Below are 25,053 nucleotides of genomic sequence, written 5' to 3' on the forward strand. Positions count from 1 at the left end.
ATAGTATCACCTTTAATATCATTTGACAATACAATTTTATTATAAAGGGGGCATGCGCCCCCTTTAAAAAGATTTATATTTCATAGATGATTCTGTATAACCAGTTTTCTAATGGGTCTTTAATTTTTACCATTTCAGCATGAAGTTCTTCTAACATTTCTCTTTTTATCTTAGCATATTTTTCATCGTAGAAAAGATTATGTAATTCTCCAGGATCGTTTTTAAGATCATATAGTTCTCCAACGTCAGTGGCGTTAAATACTAATTTATAATCATTTCTTCTCCACATTCTTTGTTCGAAAGCTACAAAGTGACCTGCTAATTGTCCAAGAACTCCTTTTCTATTATTTCTTTTTCCCTCTCTAAGGATAGGTAAAAGTGATTCTCCATCAAAGAAGTCAGGAGCTTTCTTTCCAGCAACTTCATTACAAGTTGGTGTTAAGTCGTGAAGATATACAAAGTTGTCATCCTCTACACCTTTTCTATTAGCTAATGGGTCTTTTATAATCATAGGAATTCTGTAAGTAGTGTCAAACATGAATTCACCTTTTTCTATCATCTTATGAGCTCCCATAGCATCTCCATGGTCAGCTGTGATAGCTAGGAATAAGTCATCATATAATCCTTCTTCTTTTAAGAATTTTACAAACTCTCCAATAGCATCATCTATAAGAGTGATATAACCCCAGAATTTACATATAATCTCTTTCCATCTTTCTTCAGTAGCTTCCCATACTCCCCACATTTTTGCAATATCTTTATAGTGAAGAGGTTTTCCATCCATAGGATTGTAGAAGCTTTCATCCAGTACAACATCTTCAGGTTTGTACATAGAGTAGTATGGTTCAGGAACTACACATGGAGTATGAGGACCCCAGAAGTTCATCCATACAAAGAAAGGTTTATTTTCTTTTTTAGCTTCAAGGATAGCTTTTTTAGCTTCATCTACTACGAAGAATGGTAGAGTAGATTCTCTTGTTCCACTTAAGAATCCACATAATTCTTGTACTCTTAAGTGAGGGTTTTCTCCAAAGTATGCATTAGTTACTTCAGGAATTTCAAATCCTTTTTCTTTTAACCAATCTACATATCTTGGTTCTTGAGTAGGTCCTTGAGCAAATACCATATTTTTATAAACTCCGCTTCCAGGATATCCATAACCATCAAAGTTATGTCCTCTGAATCCGAAGTCTCTAGGTAAAACTGTTTTTCCAACGTGCCATTTTCCAATTAGATAATTTACATAATCTCCCATTTCAGAGATGATATTTGGATTATCTAATTTAGGGTCTCCCTGTCCACCTTTTTCACTATTTCTCATAAGTTCATGGTTACTAGGCATTTGTCCAGTAAATAGTGAAGTTCTTGCAGGACCGCATACAGAAGCAGGAGTAAAAGCATTAGTAAACTTTATTCCATCAGCTGCAATAGCGTCCATATTAGGTGTTTTTACTATTTTATGCCCATAAGTTCCGAGCATATCCAATCTTACTTGGTCAAGTAAGATGTAAGCTATATTACGCATAGAAATTCTCCTTTAAATAACTTAATTATTCTTCAGTTTCAGTAGTAACTTTTTTTGCCTTTTGTTTATCATACATTGTTAAGATAATTAATGCAACTACAATGATTATAGCATAAACAATTGTTATACCCATTATACCATGTCCACCAGCTAAACCAATAGGAGATAGAACTGTGTATAGGTAGAATAGACCTAAAATTAATACTGTTGAGAATTGTTTTACATATTTCCAGTTACTTAAATCAACATTTGATTTATTTTTATGAGTTAAAACATATGGAGTTTCTCTCTTATATACATTTCCTAGGATAAGCATTACGATAATGTCAAATGCAAATAGACCACCCATAACGTGTACGAAGTTTAATTTTACTTTGAAAATCCATACTAGTGAGTAGTAAAGGATAATGTGAAGTAATACAGTTATTCTTGCAGCTTTACCAGAAACTGTCTTATTTAAGAATCCAATAGCAACTAGAGCGATAACTGGGATATTGAAGAATCCAGCAAATCTTCTTAATACTAGGAATAATCCTCCACTTCCATATTGTAATAATGGAGCGATTGTCATAGCGATGATTGCTATTATAGTACCTGCTATTTTAGCAACTTTAATTAAATCTTCATCAGAGATATTTTTTTTGAATATTGGTCTATATAAGTCATAACAGAATAGTGTTGCAGCACTGTTAATAAACGAGTTAAATGTACTTAATATTGCTCCAAATAGACATGCTGTAAAGAATCCTAATAGTGGTGTTGGTAATACTTTTGATACCAGACTTGGATAAGCTAAGTCTATGTGATCTTTTAATGCATCTCCAAAGATATAGAAAGATGTTAATCCAGGAACATTTAGTAATAAAGGTAGTAATAATAGGAATACTCCTGCAAATAAGATACCTTTTTGTCCAGCAGCTAAGCTCTTAGCAGCTAGTGATCTTTGAATGATTGCTTGGTTTGTTGTCCAATAGAAGAAGTTAACTATTAAGATACCTGTAAATATTGTTGTCCAAGGTACTGGGTCTCCAGCAGCTCCCCATGCATTTAATTTATCAAGATGGTTAGTTGTTACAATTTCGATACCTTTAACCATGCTTCCGTCTCCTAAGAATCTTAAAGCAAAGAAAGGAATCATGATACCACCGATTATTAAAGCAAATCCGTTAAGAGTATCTGATACAGCAACTGCTTTTAATCCTCCGAATATTGCATATATACCTCCGATAATACCGATTAACCATACAACACCCCAAAGAGCTACGTTGAAACTTACACCGAACATTGCTTCTACGTCAAATATCTTAGTAAATGCAATAGCTCCTGAATATAGAGCACCTGGAATTAATACGAATGTATAAGCAACTAGGAATAATAGAGACATTATTTGTCTTGTTTGTTTGTCATATCTTTCTTCGAAGAACTCAGGGATTGTAGTAAATCCTCCTTTAAGGTATCTAGGAAGTAGATATAGAGCTAATACACAAAGTGGAATTACAGATTGAACTGTCCACGCAATGATTGAAAAGTTACTTTGATAAGATGAAGCGTTAACTCCAACCAATTGTTCAGTAGATAAACTTGTTAAAACCATTGAGAACCCAATAACTGTTGCACTAAGTCCTCTACCTGCTAGGAAATATCCCTTAGCACTGTTTTCTTCACCTTTAGTTTTAAGCCAAGAGATAAAAGCGACTAAAGCTGTTACAATGAAAAATGTTAAAAACGTCATAAACATATAAATCCTCCTTGAAATAAATTAATTTTTATAGTAAATTAACGCCTGTTAAAAATTGACTGTGTAGATAAATTTGTCTCCAAGTACAGTTGAATTTGTATATTCAATTACCTGATCATGTTGGTATACAGTACGAATTACATTCATACCAAGGTCTCCAGTATTACAATTTAAGTATTCAGCCTCTGATTTAGAGATCTTGCATGGCATAAACTGTTCATTTCCATGAGTAAGCTTTATATTGTATTTTTTTGTAATTATGTCGTATAACTTCATTTCCTGAAGAGGTTCTTTTTCTATTCCCTCCATAAGTTTATAGTTTAGGTTAATTGTTTCATAGATAAGTGGTTGATCATCACTGTATCTCACCCAGACTATTTCACAAACTTTGTCTTTATCATCTAATTTCATTTTTTCCCTTACAGTTGTAGATGGTGTTACTACTTTTAGAGATAGTATCTTAGACTTTGGGGTTTTTCCCAGATTTTTGATATCGTCATAAAATTTACTGAATGTAGAACGATTTTGATATATTTTTGAAGAGGATACATAGCTTCCTTTTCCTCTAACCTTGTATATATATCCTTCATTGTGAAGTATTTTTAATGCCTGTCTAACAGTGGTTCTACTTATATCATAAGAAGCACACAATTCATTTTCACTTTGAATTTTATCATTCTCCAAAAGGTCACCATTATCTATAGCTTTCTTGATATAATCAGCTAACTGTACATATATAGGTACAGAACTATTCTTATTAATCTCAAACATATTATCACCTTTTGAATTATATCTTTTAATCATACTAAGTTGTTATAACAAGTATAATCATTGAAAATACTATTGTCAATGATGATTTTTGACACAAAAAACTTGTATTGGAGCATAAAACACAATTAATTTACTCTTGTATGTACTTGTATCTAAAAAAAATTTTTTTATTTTTTTTGTATTTTTTCAAAAAAATAGGAAATAATAAGAATAGTGTGCACGATTAATATATAAAAATGTAATTTTTTAGTGCTATTTTATGATGAAGAAATTGTGAAAAAAATAAGAAGTAGGAGTTAGTTATTTTATCTTATAAAAATTTGGATGAAAAATAAGTTCTTGCTTATAGTTTTTTTATATGTTATGTTTTTACTAATGATAAAGTATTGGAGGATAAAATGAATAGTCTAAATTTATTAATAAAACCAGCGTCAAGTGGGTGCAATTTAAAGTGTGTTTATTGTTTTTATTATGATATTGCTGACAATAGAGTAATAAAAAATTATGGGATTATGAATGATACAACTCTTGAAAATATGGTCAGAAAAGCTTTTGAAGAGGTAGATTACCAGGTTAATTTTATGTTTCAAGGTGGAGAGCCAACATTGGCTGGAATTGATTTCTTTAAGAGATTTCATAACTTAGTTGAAAAATACAATGTTAAAAAAATAAATACTACTTTTGCTCTACAAACTAATGGAACTTTACTTAATAAAAAATGGACAGGGTTATTTAAAGAGCATAACTATCTTATTGGAGTGTCAGTAGATGGTAATAGAGATACTCACAATGCTTTTAGAATTGATAAAAGTGGAAATGGAACTTTTGCTAAAGTTAAAGAGAGTATCAATTTATTAAAAAAAGAAAAAATTGACTTCAATATTTTAACAGTTGTAAATAAACTCACAGCAGAAAATGGTAAATTGATATATAACTTTTTCAAGAATAATGGATATAGATATTTTCAATTTATTCCATGTTTAGATGAGCTTTACTCAAAAGAGAAAAAGGAGTATACACTTACAGATGTTGATTATGGTAATTTTTTAAATGACACATTTGAATTGTGGTATGAGGATATTATGAATGGAAGATTTACAAGTGTCAGATACTTTGATAACATGGTAAAAATCATTCTTGGAGAGCAACCTGAAGCTTGTGACATGGTGGGGCATTGTAATATCAATGCTATAGTTGAATCTGATGGAAGCATTTATCCTTGTGATTTCTACGTATTAGATGAGTATAAAATTGGAAATATAAATGATTCATCTTTTACTGATATTTTAAATAGCGAAAAAGAGAATCAGTTTTTAAGTTCATCTCTAGTTGTAAATGAAAAATGTAAAAAATGCAATTATTTTAAACTGTGTAGAGGTGGATGTAGAAGACACAAAGAGATAGATGAAAATGGAGAGTATCATAACAGATTTTGTAAAAGTTATACAATGTTCTTTGATAAGAATTTGGATAAATTAATAGATGTGGCAAATTATGTGATAAAAGTTAGAATGGGAAATAGATAGTTCTATTGACGATGTTAATAATTTCTACATTTTATCGTTATAAATATGAATAAATAGAAGTTTTAGATGATTTTTGGTTAATAAAATAGCCTATTTTAAGGGATAAATGAAGAATTGAATTTTTTATTTCTTTTAAATATCACCGTTAAGTATGATATAATGTAAGAACGCATATGAAAAAATTAAGACGGTGATTTGATGGAAACAACTAATAAAAGCAATTTTGCAAAGGGAAGTATTTACAAACATATTCTGGCACTGGCAGTACCTATGACAATAGCTCAAATGGTACAGGTTCTATACAATATAGTGGATAGAATATATATAGGACATCTTCCAGGAGCATCTTCTCTGGCACTTACAGGGCTTGGACTTACATTTCCAATTATAACAATAGTTATGGCTATTACAAATCTTTTTGGAATGGGTGGAGCACCTCTTTGTTCTATAGCAAGAGGGCAGCAAAATGTAAAAAGAGCAGAAGAAGTTATGGGAAATACCCTTACTATGCTTGTAATTTCAAGTTTTATACTTATGTTTTTAGCATATACTTTTTTAAAGCCTGTATTGTATCTATTTGGAGCAAGTGATGCAAGTTATCCTTATGCAATGCAGTATATGAGGATCTATCTTATAGGAACTCCTTTTATAGTGATTGGGTCAGGAATGAATGGCTTTATAAATGCTCAGGGTTTTGGAAATATTGGAATGATAACCATTCTTGCAGGAGCAATAGTTAATATAATTTTAGATCCAATATTTATTTTTCTTTTAGGATTGGGAATTCAGGGAGCTGCAATAGCTACTGTAATCTCTCAATTTATATCTGTAGCCTGGGTAATGTCTTTCTTACTTGGAAAGAGAACTCTCCTTAAAATAACTAAAGATACTTTGAAAGTTCAATTTGGAATATTAAGAGAGATATTGGGACTTGGTATGGCAAGTTGTCTAATGACTGCAACAAATGGTGTGGTACAGGTGGCTTGTAATACAATGCTTAAGGAGTTTGGTGGAGACGTATATGTAGGACTAATGACTGTTGTAAACTCTATAAGAGATGTGGCTATGCTGCCAATTCATGGAGTTACAGCTGCAGCTCAGCCAGTACTTGGGTATAACTTTGGAGCTAAAGAGTATGATAGAATAAAAAAAGGAATAATATTTGTTACATTTATAACTTCAGTATATATGGTTGTAAGCTGGGTGGCAGTTTTAGTATTCCCAGAACCATTGATAAAGGTATTCAACTCAGATCCAGATATGATTTCAAAGGGAATTTCAGCAATTCATATCTATTTCTTTGGATTCTTTATGATGGCTTTCCAAATTTCAGGGCAGGCAGTATTTGTAGGACTTGGACAATCAAAACAGGCAATTTTCTTTACACTGTTTAGAAAGGTTTTTGTTGTAGTTCCACTTACACTTCTTCTTCCAAGATTATGGAATTTGGGAGTAGATGGTATATTTATGGCTGAACCTGTGTCAAACTTCCTAGGTGGAATAGCCTGCTATACAACTATGATATTTACTATGAAGAAACTTCTAAGAGATGATGAGGAAATAACAATATAAATATTTAAAAAATAATGGTGGAGATGAGGGAACTTGAACCTGTGTCCACCTTTTTTTATTGAAAATAAAGGATTTATATAGGAGCTTTTTAATATAAAATTTTAAAAAATATGTTATAATTAAAAAAATGTATAAAATATTAAGATAAGGGGAAAATTAATATGAAAAAGAGATTGATGTTTATAACACTTTATATTTTTTTGGGCCTTCTTATTGCTTCATGTGGCGGTGGAGGAGGGGGTGGAGGCAGTGTAGCCACTCACCCTGGAAATGTTTCTCATGTACCTGGAGGCATTGAGAGACCAAAGCATGAAAATCCAGCTGTAAATCCAGGAGATGAGCATCCATCCGGTGGAGATCATGGATCAACAGGAGAAAGTGGGTTAGATTCATCATCTGATTCAGGAGATGGATCTTCACAAGATGGAGGGCATGACTCATCAGGCACAGGACATGAAGGATCTCAAAGTGGAGGAGATAGCGGATCAGGATCCTCAGATAGTTCAGGAAGCGGTTCTTCACATGGAGGAGAACATGATGTGCCAGGAATTGGGGATGGACAATCTCAAGGTGGAGATAGTCAACATGGTGGCACAGGATCAACTGGAGAAAGTGATACAGATGAAAGCCACAATAATTACGACAATCCACTTAATCTTTCAAGAACCTCATTTAAGTACATAGATAATCAGCAACTGCCAAATATAACAAGACCTGTAAATAGGCCAGAGTATATAATAGGGATTATGGATGCTGATTTTATAACACACAAAACAGATATGAAAAACAGGTATAACATAGAGATAATAGAGGATCTGCCACATGAGGTAAGAGCTCCAAATGGAGATAAACATGGAACCTATGTAATAAAAGTTATAAATCTTAATGGAGATGAAAACTTTAAAGTTGTAGCAGGAAGCTTTGGTGAGGTTGTATTTGATGGAAGACAAAATTTAAATGCAGTACGACCATCAGCAGATATCTATAAAAAGGCAATGGGATTTTTTGGAGATCAGAAAGTTAAGATATTTAACAACTCATGGGCAATAAATCTTGATGATAATAACTATCCAACTATAAATAGTGGAAACTTCAAAAGACGGCTTATGTCAGATGATGATGAGGCCTTAGTTGAATTTTATAACGATACAGTAAACAATAAGGGAGGACTTTTTATCTGGGCTGCAGGAAATTGGGATAAAATAAAGGTAAATGGTAAGAATCAGAAAGTGCAGTATGGCAATGCCAGTATATTTGCCTCAATGCCTAAATATCTTCCAGAACTTGAAAAGGGATGGATCTCTGTTGTAGGAGCAGTAAATCAACAGTATGAGAGAGATTATGGACATTTTGCCTATGCAGGAGATGCGAAAAGATGGAGTATTGCTGCAAATGGAGATTTTACAATTATGGAATCAGGTGGTTCAAAGGCATATAGAGGGTCATCCTTTGCTGCACCACTTGTTACAAGAGCAGCAGGACTTGTATCACAGAAATTCCCCTGGATGAGTGCATCTCAGGTAAGAGATGTTATACTTACAACTGGTGATGATACACGTAAAATAAATTATAATGATAGTGAAGAGGTACGTGACAGAGATGAAAATAGATATCTTGAGATGGAACCTGAAAGAAAATATGGTTGGGGATATCTGAACACTGCAAGAGCACTTAAAGGACCAGGAAGATTTTTAAATACGCTTCTTGCAGTTGATTCTACAAATAAAGTTGATGGAAAAAATTACTTCCAGGCAAGGATACCAGCTGGAGACACATATTTTGAAAATAATATTTATGGAGATGCAGGAATTTATAAGACAGGAAATGGTAAACTCCATCTTATGGGTAAAAACCACTATACAGGGGACACTGTTGTAAAAGAGGGGGAACTTCATGTTTACAAGGTTCATTCATCCCAAAATACATCTATTGAGAGTGGTGGAAAGCTCGTATTACATGATAAAGGATATATAGCACAGGTGGATAGTGATGACTATATCCTGAAAGGTGCTGGAAATGTTGAAAATCGTGGAGAGTTTGAACTGGATGGCACAGTGGGAACTATTGGTGGAAATTACAGATCTATGGATGGTGGAATGACAAAAATCCCTATAAATTCAAAACTTAGAGTTCTTGGAGAGGTAAGTATTGGAGAAAATGACACCTTGAGAGTGGAAACTTCAAATAATTATATTGGAAAGAGAATAGAAGTCCCTGTAATTGAAGCTGAATCTGTAACAGTTGCTCCTCATGTTATGAGTGCACCTATTTTTGATAGCAGAGCTACTACAGATGGAAAAAATATAACGGTAACTCTGGAGAGAAAAAATCTTAAAGACTATGTTAAAACTGAGGATAAAAGCAGTTTAAATACACTTGAAAATATAGAGGGAGTACTTGCAGAACTTGATAGCAAACTGGAAACTGGAACTTTGTCAGAAAGTGATAAGTTGAGAGGAAAAACTCTTGAGACTATGTCAGCTGGAGCAATAGAAGATGCTTCTAAGTTAATATCTGGGGAAGTTTATGCATCGGCACAGGCTCTTACTTTTACCCAGGCAAGAGATGTAAATAGAGTATTAGGTAATCGTCTTGTAAAAGTTGAGGATACTTCAAACTGGAGTGGATGGCTGGAAGGGATGGGAAGTGATGGAAAACTATCTCAGAGTGGTTATGCATCTGCTAAGGTAAAAACAGCAGGTGGACAGTTTGGTATAGATAAAAGATTGAGTAAAAATGCTGTTGCAGGAGTGGCTATCAACTATTCATATGGAGAAGCTGATTTCAGCAGATATGCTGGAAAATACAATAGTGATATTGTAGGAGTATCTATCTATGGAAAAAACAGTATTAAAGATGGAATTTATCTTGCAGGTAGATTGGGAATGTCAAGAATTTCAGCAAGAGTAAAAAGAGATCTTTTAGATGAAGAGATGAATTCTGTAACTGGGGATATTAAACATCACGATAGACTTTTTTCAGCTTATGGAGAGATAGGTAGAAGCTATAACTATATAAATCCATATATTGGATACTCATACAATCATTTGAGAAGGGGAGGTTTCTCTGAATCAGATGCAGCATGGGGAATAAATACCAATAAAAAGGACTATGATTATAGCTCTTTAACTGCTGGTATAAGAGGTTTTTACGAAAAAGACAGCTATAAGTTTACAGGATATATTGCTCATGATGTAATTCTTAGCAATCGTGATCTGAGCTTTGAAGGAAAATTTACAGGTTCTAACAGATTATATAGATTTAAGGGAATGAATCTTGTTAAAAACAGTACATGGTTTGGATTGGGAATAAGCAGGAAGGTTAATCCTCAATTTGACATAACTGGAAATGTTGACTTTGTTGTTGAAAAAGAAAAAATAAGAGATAATATAGTGAGTATTGGAATAAAATATTCATTTTAGTAAAGAGGCTGTAGCTGTGAAGTTACAGCTTTTTTGTTGATAAAAATTACAATTTTGTGTACAAATTGTGATATAATAGTAGAGGGAACCTCGGATAAAATTGTGTTTTATTAAGATATATATTTAGATTAAGGAGTAGATGCAATATGAAAGGAAAATTGAAATTTTTACCAGTGTATATACTTCTCGGTTTACTAGTAGCCTCATGTGGAGGAGGCGGAGGTGGTGGAGGTGGAAGTAACGTCAAAACCCCGCCAACTGGAACAACACATATACCTTCTGGGGGAGGATCAACTGGAACAGGAACTGGAAGTCACAGTGGAGGAAGTGGAGAAACAATAGATACAGCTTCACCAGCTGAAAGAAACTTCCTGATAGGTCTTTTAGACAGTGACTTTATAAGTGAAAAGGCAGATATTGAAGCTAAGTATGGAGATCGTATAGAGATACTCCCTAAGAAATATACTCCATCAGAAAATCAGCATGGAGTTGCTGTACTTGAGGTTATATACAAAGGTAATGAGCAGTATAAGACAGTAGCAGCAAGTATTGGAGAGAAGAAGACAGAAAACACTTCAATAATTCATCCATCAGTTGACCTTTATGAAGACGTACTTGGAGAACTTAGACATCAGAGAGTTAAGATATTTAACCAGTCTTGGGGGGCATCTTATCCGGATAATTACTTTGACGGTACAGGACCTACACTCAGACAAGAAGATGTAAAAGAATTAATAGGTTCAGATAAAGAGCCAGGAACAACTGCAGAAAATGAAAAGATTCTCACTTTCTATAAGGATACAGTTAACAATAAAGGCGGACTCTTTATATGGAGTGCTGGAAACGCAGAAGACACAAAAAGAAAATCATATAACAATGCTACACTTTTAGCATCACTTCCTAAATATTTTCCAGAACTTGAAAAAGGGTGGCTTGCAGTGGTAGGAACAAGAGAATCAGGTAAGTTACACCATTCATATGCAGGAGTAGCTGCTAAATGGGCAATAACAGCACCTGGAGATTTTGAACTTAAGAAGCATGATAAAGCTGGAAATCTTGTCGAAATGGAATTTGACGGTTCATCATTCTCAGCACCACTTGTTGCAAATGCAGCAGCTCATGTAGCTATAAAATATCCTTGGATGAGTGCATCACAGGTAAGAGATACACTTCTTACAACTACTGATAAGGTAACTGCACTTGGAGCACCTGAAGGTGAAGCAAACAGATATCTTGCGAATGACCCTGATATTAAGTATGGTTGGGGACTTTTAAATGCAAAAAGAGCACTGAAAGGACCAGGAAGATTTTTAAACACACTTCTTGCAGTTGATTCTGCAAATAAAGTGGGTGGAAAAAATTACTTCCAGGCAAGAATTCCAAGTGGAGAGACAAAATTTGAAAATGACATATATGGAGATTCTGGAATCTATAAAACAGGAACTGGAACTCTGGTTCTTTCTGGTAAAAACTACTATACTGGAGACAGTATTGTAAAAGAGGGAACAATTAAAATAAATAAAAATCACTCTTCTTCAAATACAACTATTGAAGAGGGAGCAAAAATTGTTCTTCACGACAAAGGTGTTATAGGACAACTGGATATACGTGGAGAGGCTGTTACAGACCCTGGTAAGAAGAGCAACCTTTTAAATAAAGGAACATTTGAACTACTGGGAGATGGAACAGTTACAGGAGATTATAAATCTGATGGAAATGGTCGTACTGTTATAAATACTGGTAAGAAACTTAAAGTTGGAGGAACTGCTACACTTGGAGCAAATGATGCCCTTGTAATGGATTTAGGTTCTAACTATATTGGTAAGAGAGCAGTTGCAACAACTATGGAAGCACAGAGAATTGAGGGAGTAGCTCCAAGAGTAATGGCTGGAGATATTTTTAATGGAAGTGCTACAACAGATGGTAAGACTTTAACAGTAACACTTGAGAGAAAAAATCTTGAGGATTGTATAGAGGGTTCTGATGAGAGCAAACTTAATACAGCTGCAAATATGAACAGAGTTTTAGATGAACTTGACAGCAAACAGGTAGCTGGAACTTTGACTGCTAATGATAAGATTAAAGGTAGGGCAATTCAGACTCTTTCAGCATCATCACTTACAACTGTTACAGATTTTGTATCTGGAGAAGTTTATGCAACAGCACAGGCTCTGACATTTGCTCAGTCAAGAGATGTAAATAGAACTTTATCTAACCGTATGCTGACTTCTGATGGTGAGGGATGGCAAAGCTGGATGCAAGGTATGGGTTCTTATGGAAGAATTGATAAGAGCGGATATGCAAGAGCTAAGACTCATGTAGTTGGTGGACAATTTGGTCTGGATAGAAAAGTTGGAAATAATGCAAGAGCAGGAGTTGCAATAGATTATTCATATGGAGATGCTGACTTTAATAGATTTGCAGGAGATGCAAAGAGTGACAATGTAGGAGTATCACTATATGGTAAAAAATCATTTGAAGACAGAAGCTATATAGCTGGAAGAACTGGAATAAGCAGAATAACTTCAAAGGTAAAAAGAGAGATACTTGATAGCAGTTTAAGTGGTGTAAAAGGAGATATTAAACACCATGATACAATGCTTTCACTATATGCTGAGTTTGGAAAAACATTTGGATATTTTACTCCATATTTAGGATACTCTTATGATAATTTAAGAAGAGGAAGTTTCTCAGAATCAAATGCAGCTTGGGGAATTAATGCAGATAAGAAAACTTATACAGCTAACAGAGTTGTCCTTGGTTTAAGAGGAGAATACAGTGGAGAAGATTACAGAGTAAATGGTTATGTATCTCATGAGATAAATGTTGGAAATAGAGACCTTGGATTTGATGGACATTTCACAGGTTCAGATGTAATGCTTAGATTTAAAGGTATAGATTTAGCAAGACATACTACATGGCTAGGTGTTGGAGCTGAAAAAGATATATCTCCATCAGTAGCGATTACAGGAAATCTTGATTTCTTATTTGAAAATGGAAAATCATGGAATAGCATAGCATCAGTTGGACTTAAATATTCATTCTAAATAAATATGCCTGGTAAGTAATGGGGGTTACTTACCAGGCATTTTACGTTATATAGAATTTAAGATTGCGATTCAGTGTGAAGTTAGAATATTTAATTTATACAGTTTGCTGCATTTTTTTTCTATTGTATTTATAAACATAAGTAGTAAGTATAGGTACTAAAAATGCAGTTAGAATTGTAGAAGCAGCAACTTGGGCTGTTGCTATTTGAGCCACATCTAATAATCTTGGATCCATAGCAGCAATAGCCATAGGGGTAGCTACTGCGTTACCAGATGTAGAAGATATAGATGCACCAGCAATCCCGCTTCCACCAGTTATTTTATCAGAGAATATGTTAAAAATTCCACCAATAAAGACAGTCATAAGTCCTAGGATTATTCCTGGAATTCCAGCATGAACTAACATAGAAAGATTTATTCCACACCCAAGTCCAAAGGCAAAGAACGGAATCATAGTCCCTCCAGCTTTAGATAAGAACACTTTCATATCTTCATCTAGATTACCTAATATTGCTCCAAGAACAATAGGAATAATAGCACCAATTAGGATAGAAAATGGAATAGCTGCAACACCAGCACTTCCAAGAGCAATCATTGTAAGAAATGGACCGTCATTTAAAGATACAATAGCAATTGCACCAGTGTCAGTGGCATCACCAAATTCACCTGTAAGAGCTGCGTATAATCCACCATTACTATTTGTCATTGCAGCGATTATAGCAAGGGCAGATAATCCAAAAAGACCATTTGTACCAAAAATTTTATTAACCAGTATCCCAATAGCAGCTCCAATAACAAACTTAGTTATTGTTATGACACATCCTTTTTTTATAACTTTTGGTGCAGCTTTAAGATTTATCTCTGCTCCCATACAAACTAAGAATACAGCAAGAATAGGCATAGCACCTCTTGCAAGGTTAGTAGTAAAACTTCCTATATCCAGTATTCCAGGGCAGAAAGTATTCATGATGGCACCTATTATAAGAGGGATTACCATCATTCCACCTGGTACTCTTTCTATTGCTTTTTTAATTTTCATGTTATTATCCTCCTAAATATTTAAAAAACTAGAATGTTGGTGCAGTTTTATATATACAGAATTCTCTATGTTTTAATGCTTCAGCTTTAGTTGTTTTTCCGTTGCATACAGCAATTATCTCTTCCAATAATTTTTTACCCATTTCCTCTATTGTTTTATGACCTGAAATAATTTCAGATACATCAAAGTCAATGTTGTCTTTCATATTATTGTAAGTATGAGCATTTCCAGTAAGTTTTATAACAGGAGCAAGAGGATTTCCAGTAGGAGTACCTCTACCAGTTGTGAATATTACAATTTGAGCACCTCCAGCAACCATACCAGTTATAGATTCAATATCTTGTCCTGGAGTATCCATGATAAATAGTCCTTTTTCAGTAGGAATATCTGCATATTGTAAAACTCCTTGGAATGGAGCAGTTCCAGATTTGTGAATACATCCTAAAGATTTTTCCTCTATAGATGTCAATCCTCCTTCTATATTACCAGGAGTTGGCTGTCCACCTCTTATATCTTCACCAAGAGCCATTGCTCTTTTTTCACATCCTCTAACTAGATCCAATATTTCCTGAGATACTTTAGCATTGATTCCACGTTTTGCAACTACATGTTCAGCACCTATAAATTCAGTAGTTTCAGAAAGTATACTTGTTCCACCGTTGTTAACTATTATATCAGATGCAACACCACATGTTGGATTTGAAGCAAGACCAGAAGTTGTATCAGATCCTCCACATTCCATTCCAAGTATTAAATCTGAAATATCACATTCAACTTTTTCATCTAAAGATAAATCTTGAACAAACTTTCTGGCAATAGAAACACCTTTTGCATATGCTTTAAGTGTTCCACCTTCTCCTTGAATAGTTATCATTTCAACTGGTTTTCCAGTTTTTTTAATCTCTTCATATACATGTAGTGGTTCAGTTCCTTCACATCCTAATCCAACTACTAGAACTGCACCAACATTTGGATGTATTCCAGTATTTATGATAGTTTTTGTAGTAAGTCTTGCGTCACTGGCTATTTGACAACATCCAAAAGTATTATTAATATGTGTAGTTCCTTCTACAGCATTAGATATATCCTGTGCTAATTTATTTGAACAAACACTTGTTGCTAGAATAAGAACGTAATTTCTAATTCCCACTTTTCCATCTTTTCTCTTGTAACCCATGAATTTCATAATCATTTCCTCCTAAATTATAGATTAATTGTGTATTTTGTCTCCTCTTCCTCTATCACTTTCAACGTTGTGTACATGGACATGTTCACCAACAGAGATATCTTTAGTTGCAACACCTATACTTTCGTTGTATTTTATAACGTGTTCTCCTTTTTTAATATCTTTAATTGCAAACTTGTGACCAAATTTAACATCCTCTTTAAGAGTTATCTCAATAACATCTTTTCCAAGAAACATTTTAGCCACATCTCCACGTTTTAAATCAACTGTTGCTGTAGCTAAAGAATCATTAGTCGTAATTATAACTGCCTGTTTTTCCATATTCTCCTCCTTATATATTTGCTATGCTCTTTATATAGCAACTTCTATGCCATATATATTTTAATTATGTATAAAGTACGCAACAACTGTTAAAATCTATGATTAAACATATGAAAAAGATATTCAGTATGGTATAATTGAAAGAAATTAATTTAAAACGATGTATTTTACAGCAGCAAAATACAGCTTGGAGGAAAAATGCAGAGAGTTTGTTTGTTAGAACCTTATAGAAATTTTATAGACTTTGAACTGTCTGAAAAATTTATAATTAAAAAATATGCAAATTTAAAGGAAAGTTTAAGAGTAGCTATGGACTTTTACAACAATGGTGGAGAGATTATTATAACTAGAGGTGGAACTGCAAATATAATTAGAGAAAACACACCTCTGACAGTTATAGAGATTGAAGTATCAAGCTTGGAAATTTTAAAAACTTTAAAAAAAATTGAAAATTGCAACATTCCATTAGGGATAGTTGGGTATAAAAATGCTGTACAGAAATGCAGTTATCTTGCAGGAGTTGTTGGATTTGAAGAGAGGTATGAACTCATAGTAGATGAGGATAAAAGTTATGATAACTACATAGCTGAGATAGAAGATATGATATATAATAAAAAAATTAAAGTATTTATAGGAGATACGGTACTTTTAAATGTTCTGGAAAAAAGGAAGTACTACATAGATTTTTATCTTATAAAGTCAGATCCAAGTTCCATATATAAAACTTTTGAAGAGGCAAAAAAACTTTTAAAATTTAAAGATGATGAAAATCTTAAGAATAAGTATTTAACAGCAATGCTTAATAACACAGATTGTGGAATAGTATATACAGATGAAAATGGAATTGTAAATCATTATAATCTTGTAGCTAATAAGATATTTTGTAATAATATCTCTAAAAATAGTAGAATTTATGAAATAATACCTGAATTAGATAGCGATAAGTTGGATAAAATTGATGATGAGAATAAAAATATGCTAGTAACAATAGAAAGAGAACAGATATCTATGGATATTACCCCTATCTATCAAGACGATATTATTAATAGTTTTCTCTTTACTTTAAGAAAATTAAAAAATATTGAGGAGTCTGCCAATAGATTAAGAAAATCTCTTCGTAAAGATGATTATACAGCTAAATATAGCTGGGGAAACCTTATTACCAAAAATAAAGATTTTGAACAGATAAAGAAAATTGCTAAAGTGTATGCTAAGACAGACAATACCATACTTATAACAGGAGAAAGTGGAACTGGAAAAGAACTTATTGCCCAGAGCATACACAATAGCAGTATGAGAAAAAAGGAACCTTTTATAGCTTTTAACTGTGCAAATATTTCAGAAAATTTAATAGAAAGTGAGCTGTTTGGATATGAAGAGGGAGCTTTTACAGGAGCAAAGAAGAACGGAAAGAAAGGATTATTTGAACTGGCTGATAATGGGACAATATTTTTAGATGAAATTTCTGAGATTCCATATCATTTACAAAATAAATTTTTAAGGGTTCTACAGGAAAAAAGCTTTAGAAGAGTAGGTGGAGAAGAGACTATATATGTGGATATAAGAGTTATTGCAGCTACTAATAAAAATTTAAAAGAGCTGTGTGAACTTGGCAAATTTAGAAGAGATTTATTTTATAGATTAAATGTCCTGGAGTTAGGAACTATTCCTCTAAGAGAAAGACCAGAGGATATAGTAGTAATTGGTGAACATTTTCTGGAAAAAGAGATGTTAAGTTACAACCTTTTTAATAAAAAAGATTTTTCAGAAATACTTTTAAAGCTTAAAGATTATACTTTCCCTGGAAATGTAAGAGAACTTGAAAATTTTATAAAGAGAATAGTAGTTTTAAAATCTAAATTGGGATTGTCAGATAGAGAGATACTTAATCTGCTTCCGTTAAACGAAGAAGATAAAAAAATAAAATCTTATGATAATTTAACATTGAGAGAGATTGAACAGCAGATTGTTGAGGAGATACTTCGTGAAGAGGGAAATAATAAAACCAGGGCAGCTGTAAGACTTGGAATTGATAGAGGTACTTTAGGAAGAATACTAAGTAGATAAACAAAGAGAGAGGCTGTTGATTCTTATAACTTAAAAAATAAAATTCTCGGCATTAGAAATTGTTTCTTAATTTATGCAGCGAAACAGAATACTGAAAATTCGACTGTTTGAACGAAGTGAGTTTAGAATCTTCTTTCTGTAAGCAAAATAAATAGAAAGAATTGATAGCTAAGAGAATTATATTTTTAAAGAATTTGCAACAGCCTCTAAATGAAGAAAGAGTTGGTAGAGATATCTCTATCAACTCTTTTTATTTTATCTTTCATATATTCCATAAACTTTGTTTTTAAAAGAGACCTTATAACCTAACTCTTTAAGGTCAGCTCCATATTTTACCTTTGTCATAAGATAGTTTGGCAGTGTCTCTTTTAATTCCTGAATATCCTCATAGTTTTTTATAGGATATGTTGTATAGTACACAAGATTTAATCCATCTTCAAAATTATATGCTGAAATCTTATGAGCTCTTACAAGCTTTACAAAAGGTTTAGCAGTATAGTTGTCGTTGTAGTAATTAAGTCCACCAATAGTACAGAACATAAGTATAATCAAAGAGTAATTGATTCTATTTATACGTGATAAAACATCTCTTTTTTTTCTGTCTATAAGGGATATTACAAATGGAAGTACAGATAGTATCTCACATGATTTTAAAATAATATTTTTTATCTTTGAATCCTCTTTTAAAAGGAGTGAATGAATAAAAATAATTGCTCCAGGGAAAATAGGCAACAGATACACAGCCAGTTTTCCACTTGCAAGAGAAAACATAACAAGAGGAACTATCATCCATATAAATCCTATCTTTTCTCCAATTTCCCACTCTCTCCATCTCTTTATATTTTTAAATCCCAGAATAATTCCCCATACTATTGCAATAGTATATGGAAACATCAAAGGTGGCAGGATTTTTAAATAGTAATAGAATGGCTTTACATGTGCTTTTGAATTTACTATTCTTCCTACTGTTTCACGTCCAAGCATAAGTGAAATGTAGTCAACACCACGTGGAGAAAAATATATCAGTGCAAACCATAACAATGTAAGGGCAAGGACAAATAAAAATCCCAATGGAAATTTAATCTTTTTTAAGAATTTTACATCTCTTTCAAGAGTTAGAAATACCAAAGGTATAAGTATTGGAATAGCTATTCCTGCTACACCCTTTGTAAAGAGTCCTAAAAAAATAGCAAGATAAAAAAGTGTAAGTTTTCCTCCACTAATATTAAACCATTTATAGTAAAATCCAAAGAATAGATATAGAGCTATAAATATAAACATAGTCATCAGCATATCCATTCTAAGAAACATAGTAAGTCCAGCAAATAAAGGGAGCATTGCAAGTGCTATTGCAGATGAAAATGCCATATTTTCATCTTTTATTTTTATTACCATCTTATAAAATAGAATAACAATTACAATAGATGGAATAAGAGACCCTAAAATTATCCCTACTATAGGGAAGTACTGTCCAGAGATATATTTAGAAATCCCCAATATCCAGAAATATAGAGGTGGCTTATCTGGGTACAGGGAGTTGAAATAACTGAGTACAAATAGATTTTTCTCAGTTAAAAACTGCTCAGTAACTATAAAGTATTTAATCTCATTTCTTAAATCCTGAAATCTCAAAAAGATTATAGGGATAAAAATGAAAAAATAAAGAAGAACTATAGATAGATAGCTATGTCTTTTGAAAAAATTATAATTTTTGTTCATATCACTACTCCTTCCTGTTTAAGTAATAAAGCTTTAATGTATCTCCATCATTTTCAGAGTAAATCTCATTTTTATTGATACGGTATCTGTTTTTAAGTCCTTCAGGAACATCACCTAAAAGGATAAAACTATCTGGAAGATGAGTTGTATCACTAAGAGGTTTTATCTCTTTTCCAACATCCCAGACTTCATCAACATCAAAATTATTTGAATAAATATCCAGAATCGGTGGATTTTTCTGAAGAAGTTTAGAATTCAGATATTTTCCACTATATTGCTTTCTCACATAGTTTCTATCTATAAACCAGTTGGCATTAAGATTGACAATGAGCATAAATGCCCCACTTGCAATTGTGATATACCTTCCTACACCCTCTTTATTCTTCTTAAATGTAAAGATAGTGAGATAGATAAGTGCAGAGTAAGTAGCCAGTGTTAAAAGCAGATATTCCATAGGAATTTTTTTCTTAAATATAGCTTCATAGATAAATAGAAGTAAAAGCAGTGCTGACACAACAGTTATAAATCCTCCCTGAATATATAGAAGGATTTTTTCATATTTTTTAAGCTGTTCCCACATTGTATTCCAGTAGTAATTGCAAAGAACTCCTATATTTAGAGCTGAAACCATGTATATTGGTATACCATATCTTTTCTTTTTCATACTTATTATTGAAAGCAGAAGTAACACAGCAATATTCCATATTAAAAGGAATTTTGAATATTTTTTTATTTTAAACTCTTTTCCTCTTTCCAAAAGAGCTATGAGAGTAAAGAATATCCATATTCCTGTATAGATAAAGTAATCAAAATAAAAAATGAAACTTTGAGTATGCTTACTTGACCATGTGGCTTCCTCTTTATCCATAACACTTAAAAAGTAATCAGGATATTTAAGATACATCATAAGAGGCCAAATAGCTGAAAGTATTCCTGTCACTCCAATCAGAATAAGAATATTTTTCCAGTTTTTTTTGAATTCATCCCTTCCATAAGTAGCTATATAAGCTATGAGAAATGGAAGTACAAGTCCATAGAGTCCAACTGGACCTTTGCTCATAATTGAGATGGCAAAAAATATCCCACTTTCAATAAAATATTTTAATCTATTTTGTTTAAGGCCATACACCAATAAGAGTATACCACCAAAAGCAAAAACATATGTATATATATCCCAGTTATTTTCATTTGCTGTTTTAATAATCATAAACATAGTTACAGCAGAAAATGAACTGAAAAAAGCTTTGTTGCAATCTTTTGTAAGAACTTTAACAAGAAAATATATCAAAAATATTAAAAGAACTCCTGTTAAAGCTGCAGGGATACGCAGTATCCATTCATCACTAAAATTGTTAGTCAGTTTCATAATGACCCCAGTGAGCCAGGTTGGAAATGGCGGTTTTTCAAATCTCAGATTTCCGTTTAAGGTAGTCACAAGATAATTTCCATGTTTAACCATTTCTCTTGCAGTTATAAAGTTTCTCTGCTCCATGAGGTCTGCTTCTCTCACCCAAATGTTAGAAAAAAATGAAATTACAGATATTATAAAAAGTGTAATCAGGTATTTTTTATCTTTAACATTCATAGCGTCCCCTTTTATTTTTTTGCTCCTTTTTTAATAAGCCAGATATTTCTTGAGTATATAAATAATCCAGGTAACTGTCCCAATGTAAATACAACATCTTTACGGAATATTGCATATGTAAGAAGTACTATACTCCCAGCAAGGCTGAATATCCAGAATGAAAATGGTATTACGCTTTTTTTAGCTCTTTCACTGGCAAGCCATTGAACGATAAATCTCATTGAAAACATTCCCTGTCCAATAAGCCCAAGTATCATAAGTGTTTTTGGATTAATCATTCTTATCATTCTCCTCAATAACATATCTCAATTTTCTTTTTTTCATCCAACGAACAGCAAAGGCATCTTTAAGACCTTTAAAAAGTCTGTTCCATACACCATATTTTGAAGTTCCAAACTCTCTGTCATAGTGTCTTACTGGGACTTCAATAACTTTGAATCCATTTATTTTAGCAAGTGTTGGAAGAAATCTGTGCATTCCTTCATATAGATAGTAGCTGTCTACTACCTCTTTTTTAAAGAGTTTTAAAGGACAACCTGTATCCTGGATATTGTCACCAGTTACAAGGTTTCTTACTGTATTTCCAACCCATGATGAAAATTTTCTCTTTAATCCATCCTCTCTAGTTTCTCTTTTTCCATTTACCATATCATATTTTTCAATATATGGCAGAAGAGTATAGATATCCTCTGGTGTAGTCTGCAAATCTGAGTCCATAGTTACTACAAGGTTACCAGTAGCAGCTTTAAATCCTGCAGCAAGAGCAGCTGTCTGTCCATTATTTTTTGTAAAATGATATACTTTTACATGGCCATTTTTACATGCCTCTCTATCTAAGATTTCACGGCTACCATCAGTACTACCATCATCAACAAGGATAATCTCATAAGAGGTAAATTCCTTTTTAAGACTTTCCTCAACTCTTTCTATAAAATTTACAATATTTTCTTTTTCATTATAAACAGGTGCAATAACTGAAATTCTGTCCATAATCATCCTCCTTAAATCATTTCCCAACTTAATATCATCATAACAGTGAAAAGTTAAGAATTGGTTAAGAAATAAATTTTTTCAAATAAATATAATTTAGGGTATAATTTAAGCAAGGAAAATGTTTGTTAAATAATATATTTTGGAGAGTGCTATGAAAAAGATACTGATAATGGAAGATGATATTAAGATTAGAAGAATTCTTGAACTGGAACTTGAACATGAGGGATATAAGGTCTGTGAAGCTAAAGATGGAGCTGAAGGATTGGAACTTTTTAAAAAAGAGTATTTTGATTTGATACTCTTAGACCTTATGATGCCAAGAATGTCAGGAGAAGAGGTGTGTAAAAAAATACGTGAGACATCTCAGATTCCAATAATAGTCCTGACAGCAAAAGAGCAGTTATTAAGTAAGGTAAATCTTTTAGATATGGGAGCTGATGATTATATCACCAAACCTTTTGAGATAGAGGAGCTTTTTGCAAGGATGCGTGTGGCTCTTAGAAATAAGAAAGCATATAGTACTGAGGATATAATCTCTTATGAAAATCTTAAGATAAACAGAGACTTAAAAAAATTCTATAAAAATGATGTAGAGATACCACTTACTAAAAAAGAGTATGCTCTGGTGGCTTTTTTTATGCTAAATAAAGAGATTGTAGTATCAAGAGAGCATATAATAGAGGATATATGGGGATTTGATTTTGAAGGGGATACGAAGATAATAGATGTATATGTCAATTCCTTGAGAAAAAAGATAGAGAGTGATGGGGAGAAATATATTCACAGTGTAAGAGGTTTTGGTTATATATTTAAGAAAAAAGGAGAATAATTATGAAGAAAATCTCAAAGGAACTTTATAAGAGCTATTTTTATATAATATTTCTATTTGTAGTTTCATTTACTGGGATACTTCTTTTCTTTATTTCATATATAAATAGGAATGCTGGAAGTGATGTAAAAACTTTAGATAGCTTTTTAACTTATGAAACAAGTGAATATGATAAAAAACTGGCTAAGGGGAAAAGTCTGGAAGAACTCTTTCATGATGCTTTAGAAGAGTGTCCTGAGGTATTGGGAACAAATGTTTATTTTATACATGACGGGAAAAAATACTCGAAAAAAGAGGATAATGGAGTTTTAAAGAGCCTTGATTTAGATGTCTTATATGACAGAATAAAAACAGAAGGATATTTTAAATATAAATATATGGTAAAAGATGTCAAGGTAAATGACCAGTCACCTATAAAACTTGTCATTGTAAAAGATATGAAACATGAGAGAAAGATGATTATAAATGTATTAATAATCTCTTTTGGAATAGGAATGCTTGCTCTGTATGGAAGTATCAGAATATCTCGTGGATTTTATGAGGAGTTTGCCAATTCTTTAAAGAAACTCCAGCATATTACTAATAATATAAACCTTGATACAGTTGGGGATAAGATAGATTCAGAGAACACTTTTATAGAGTTTGATATGATAATGAATTCATATAGAAAGATGTTAACAAGGCTTAAGGAGCAGACAGATGTTCAGATAGATTTTGTAAATAATGCATCTCATGAGTTGAAAACACCTATTTTTGTTATAGGTGGCTATATAAATATGGTAAAAAGATGGGGTATAGAGAATAGAGATATTACTAATGAAGCTATTGAGGCAATTGGAGATGAGGTAAAGACCATGTCCAATCTTGTTAATAAACTTTTATTTTTGGCAAAAGGTGAGGTTAAAGAGATAGACAATGGTGATGTGGATATTCAAAAGCTTTTAGATGAGATAAAAGGAGAGCTTCACCATCTTTATCCAGCTCAAAAAATAGAGATAAAAGAGGCGAATTTTCACATTGTTTCAGACCAGTTTCTTTTAAGGCAGCTTCTTATAAATCTTCTTGAGAATGCTGTTAAATATGGTAAGGGCAATGAGATAACTGTAGCATCAAGACTTGAAAAAAATCTTATTATAGAGATAGAAGATAGGGGAGAGGGAATAAGCGAGGAGAATCTAAAACATATTTATGATAAGTTTTTCAGAGTGGATAAAGGGAGAAGTAGAGAGATGGGAAGTCATGGACTTGGTCTTTCTATAGTTAAGAAAATATCAGAGGTTTTAAATATTGATATAAATATATTGAGCACTTTAGGTAAGGGAACAAAGGTGATTTTAACTATTCCCATTGAAAAATAGTTAAGAAGAGGCTGTTGCATTTCTAAAATTATAAAAATAAAATTCTCGGCATTAGAAAGAATTGATAGCTAAGAGAATTATATTTTTAGAGTATTTGCAACAGCCTCTTGTTTTATATATTTATCTGAGCATCTTTGTTCCATAGGGTTTTTTGGCCAAAATAGAGAGTTCCAAAACAGCTTACACACACTATTGTAGTGATGATAAGGGTGATGGAAATCTGATATAAAATCGCTACTTTTGGGAGAGTTCCTGATAAAATCTGTCCAGTCATCATACCTGGAAGAGATACTATTCCCATTCCAAGCATTGAGTTAAGTGTTGGAGTGAACTACTCACCACCTATAGAGGA

General features: G+C 32.6%; 17 protein-coding genes and 1 pseudogene. 7 read left to right on the plus strand and 11 right to left on the minus strand.

The window, feature by feature from the left end; all coding sequences use genetic code 11:
• Positions 1–73: 73 nt before the first annotated feature.
• The 3 genes from IX290_RS02540 to IX290_RS02550 are packed head-to-tail and all read right to left on the minus strand — an operon-like array spanning position 74 to position 4,034.
• Complete coding sequence (locus IX290_RS02540; RefSeq protein ID WP_211491636.1) at positions 74–1,525, minus strand: sulfatase-like hydrolase/transferase; 1,452 nt, start codon at positions 1,523–1,525, stop codon at positions 74–76.
• 25 nt (positions 1,526–1,550) lie between these two features.
• Complete coding sequence (locus IX290_RS02545) at positions 1,551–3,263, minus strand: solute:sodium symporter family transporter (protein ID WP_249168816.1); 1,713 nt, start codon at positions 3,261–3,263, stop codon at positions 1,551–1,553.
• A 48-nt stretch (positions 3,264–3,311) separates the two neighbouring features.
• Positions 3,312–4,034: a GntR family transcriptional regulator gene (locus tag IX290_RS02550; RefSeq protein WP_211491637.1), complete on the minus strand. Its 723-nt coding sequence runs from the start codon at positions 4,032–4,034 to the stop codon at positions 3,312–3,314.
• Positions 4,035–4,432: 398 nt separating this feature from the next.
• Here IX290_RS02550 and IX290_RS02555 point away from each other — a divergent pair, with 398 nt between their 5' ends.
• The 4 genes from IX290_RS02555 to IX290_RS02570 all read left to right on the plus strand — a co-directional run bounded on the left by IX290_RS02555 (position 4,433) and on the right by IX290_RS02570 (position 13,601).
• Complete coding sequence (locus tag IX290_RS02555) at positions 4,433–5,560, plus strand: anaerobic sulfatase maturase (protein ID WP_211491638.1); 1,128 nt, start codon at positions 4,433–4,435, stop codon at positions 5,558–5,560.
• Between the two features lie 198 nt (positions 5,561–5,758).
• A complete protein-coding gene (locus IX290_RS02560) occupies positions 5,759–7,132 on the plus strand; it encodes an MATE family efflux transporter (protein ID WP_211491639.1) in 1,374 nt (457 codons plus the stop codon).
• A 161-nt stretch (positions 7,133–7,293) separates the two neighbouring features.
• Positions 7,294–10,554, plus strand: a complete 3,261-nt coding sequence (locus IX290_RS02565) for an autotransporter domain-containing protein (RefSeq protein WP_211491640.1) — start codon at positions 7,294–7,296, stop codon at positions 10,552–10,554.
• A gap of 146 nt (positions 10,555–10,700) precedes the next feature.
• A complete protein-coding gene (locus IX290_RS02570; RefSeq protein WP_211491641.1) occupies positions 10,701–13,601 on the plus strand; it encodes an autotransporter domain-containing protein in 2,901 nt (966 codons plus the stop codon).
• Positions 13,602–13,698: 97 nt separating this feature from the next.
• Here the strand turns inward: IX290_RS02570 and IX290_RS02575 are convergent, their stop codons facing one another.
• Genes IX290_RS02575 through IX290_RS02585 form a run of 3 tightly spaced genes read right to left on the minus strand, consistent with a single transcriptional unit; the run spans position 13,699 to position 16,150 of the window.
• Entirely contained in the window at positions 13,699–14,643 is a 945-nt protein-coding gene (locus IX290_RS02575; protein ID WP_211491642.1) for a 2-keto-3-deoxygluconate permease, read from the minus strand.
• A 28-nt stretch (positions 14,644–14,671) separates the two neighbouring features.
• Positions 14,672–15,829, minus strand: coding sequence for a UxaA family hydrolase (locus IX290_RS02580; protein WP_211491643.1), 1,158 nt, complete (start codon positions 15,827–15,829; stop codon positions 14,672–14,674).
• Positions 15,830–15,853: 24 nt separating this feature from the next.
• The gene (locus IX290_RS02585; RefSeq protein WP_211491644.1) at positions 15,854–16,150 is read right to left on the minus strand and encodes a UxaA family hydrolase; all 297 of its coding nucleotides are present in this window, start codon (positions 16,148–16,150) and stop codon (positions 15,854–15,856) included.
• A gap of 198 nt (positions 16,151–16,348) precedes the next feature.
• Between IX290_RS02585 and IX290_RS02590 the strand changes: the two genes are divergently transcribed.
• On the plus strand, positions 16,349–18,217 hold the full coding sequence (locus IX290_RS02590) for a sigma 54-interacting transcriptional regulator (protein ID WP_211491645.1): 1,869 nt from the start codon (positions 16,349–16,351) through the stop codon (positions 18,215–18,217).
• A gap of 255 nt (positions 18,218–18,472) precedes the next feature.
• Here the strand turns inward: IX290_RS02590 and IX290_RS02595 are convergent, their stop codons facing one another.
• The 4 genes from IX290_RS02595 to IX290_RS02610 are packed head-to-tail and all read right to left on the minus strand — an operon-like array spanning position 18,473 to position 22,511.
• Complete coding sequence (locus tag IX290_RS02595; protein WP_211491646.1) at positions 18,473–19,936, minus strand: glycosyltransferase family 39 protein; 1,464 nt, start codon at positions 19,934–19,936, stop codon at positions 18,473–18,475.
• Positions 19,937–19,940: 4 nt separating this feature from the next.
• Positions 19,941–21,521, minus strand: a complete 1,581-nt coding sequence (locus IX290_RS02600) for a glycosyltransferase family 39 protein (RefSeq protein ID WP_211491647.1) — start codon at positions 21,519–21,521, stop codon at positions 19,941–19,943.
• An 11-nt stretch (positions 21,522–21,532) separates the two neighbouring features.
• Positions 21,533–21,799, minus strand: a complete 267-nt coding sequence (locus IX290_RS02605; RefSeq protein WP_249168815.1) for a lipid-A-disaccharide synthase N-terminal domain-containing protein — start codon at positions 21,797–21,799, stop codon at positions 21,533–21,535.
• On the minus strand, positions 21,792–22,511 hold the full coding sequence (locus tag IX290_RS02610; protein WP_211491649.1) for a glycosyltransferase family 2 protein: 720 nt from the start codon (positions 22,509–22,511) through the stop codon (positions 21,792–21,794). Before IX290_RS02610 ends, IX290_RS02605 begins: the two co-directional genes overlap by 8 nt.
• 154 nt (positions 22,512–22,665) lie before the next feature.
• On the opposite strand from IX290_RS02610, the gene IX290_RS02615 reads away from it, so the two are divergent.
• A complete protein-coding gene (locus IX290_RS02615; protein WP_211491650.1) occupies positions 22,666–23,343 on the plus strand; it encodes a response regulator transcription factor in 678 nt (225 codons plus the stop codon).
• Positions 23,344–23,345: 2 nt separating this feature from the next.
• Positions 23,346–24,701 carry a HAMP domain-containing sensor histidine kinase gene (locus IX290_RS02620; protein ID WP_211491651.1) on the plus strand — a complete coding sequence of 452 codons (1,356 nt, stop codon included), beginning with the start codon at positions 23,346–23,348 and terminating at the stop codon, positions 24,699–24,701.
• A 112-nt stretch (positions 24,702–24,813) separates the two neighbouring features.
• Here the strand turns inward: IX290_RS02620 and IX290_RS02625 are convergent.
• A pseudogene (locus IX290_RS02625) lies at positions 24,814–25,017 on the minus strand (ABC transporter permease); the annotation flags it as partial.
• Between the last annotated feature and the right edge of the window lie 36 nt (positions 25,018–25,053).

The sequence above is a fragment of the Fusobacterium sp. DD2 genome (assembly GCF_018205345.1).
In the GTDB taxonomy this organism is placed as follows: Bacteria; Fusobacteriota; Fusobacteriia; order Fusobacteriales; family Fusobacteriaceae; genus Fusobacterium_A.